1 protein-coding gene is annotated in these 855 nt (G+C 16.8%); it reads left to right on the top strand.

Annotation, left to right across the window (positions count from 1 at the left end; genetic code table 11):
• Window positions 1-620: 620 nt before the first annotated feature.
• Window positions 621-855 (top strand): hypothetical protein (locus GQX97_RS15000; RefSeq protein WP_232473383.1); only part of this gene is annotated, 235 nt, incomplete at its 3' end.

The following is an 855-nucleotide window of genomic DNA, read 5'->3' on the forward strand; positions in this document are numbered from 1 at the left end:
AAAAAATAAAAATATGAATTACATGTTATATTTATTACTTCTATATTTTGCAACTTTTAGTATGGAGCCTACATCTACAACTCTAGCAGGTTTTTCATTTTTTATAATATTATATTTACTTTTTAGAAATAGTAGTTTATTTTTAGAGGATTATAATAATAAAGGTAAACCTAATTTTTATATATTATTTATTTTGATATCAACAATAATATTAACAATATTATCATTTTCATTAACAGCATTTTTAGGTGGAAGAGGTCAATGGCAGTCACAAAGAATATCAAATATTACTATAATAGAAAGTATTATTAATAAATTTAATAATTTAGAAGTATTTAATAAAATATTAATATTATTTGGTATATTATATTTAATTTATTTTTTATTTATTTCATTAAAAAATAAGAAAATATTTAAAGAAAATTATATATATTTTTCTATTTGTTTTACATCATTATTTTTACTATTGTTTTTTTATTCTATAGATGYCTCTACTACATAYGCACAAWTTATATTATTATTTGCTTTATTTATTATAATACTTTTAAAAAATACTAATAATAAAAAATATAATATTTTCTTTATTTKCCAATTTTATWATTTTCTTTTTGATATTTACTATGTCATTAAATTTACTGAAATATCATGATAATATGATGATAAGTAATAATACAACTTTTAGAGATTGGAATATAGTATTACAGATATATAAAGATGCATATGATAATAATCTAAATGAAATAATTATTAATAAGGAAGATATAGAGAATTTAAAACTTAGTAAAATATTTTATAAACCAGCAAAAAAAGGATATTGTTATGATGAAGATCCAAATACACATTATAATCAAATGT

This window comes from Brachyspira sp. SAP_772, from assembly GCF_009755885.1.
Taxonomy (GTDB): Bacteria; Spirochaetota; Brachyspiria; order Brachyspirales; family Brachyspiraceae; genus Brachyspira.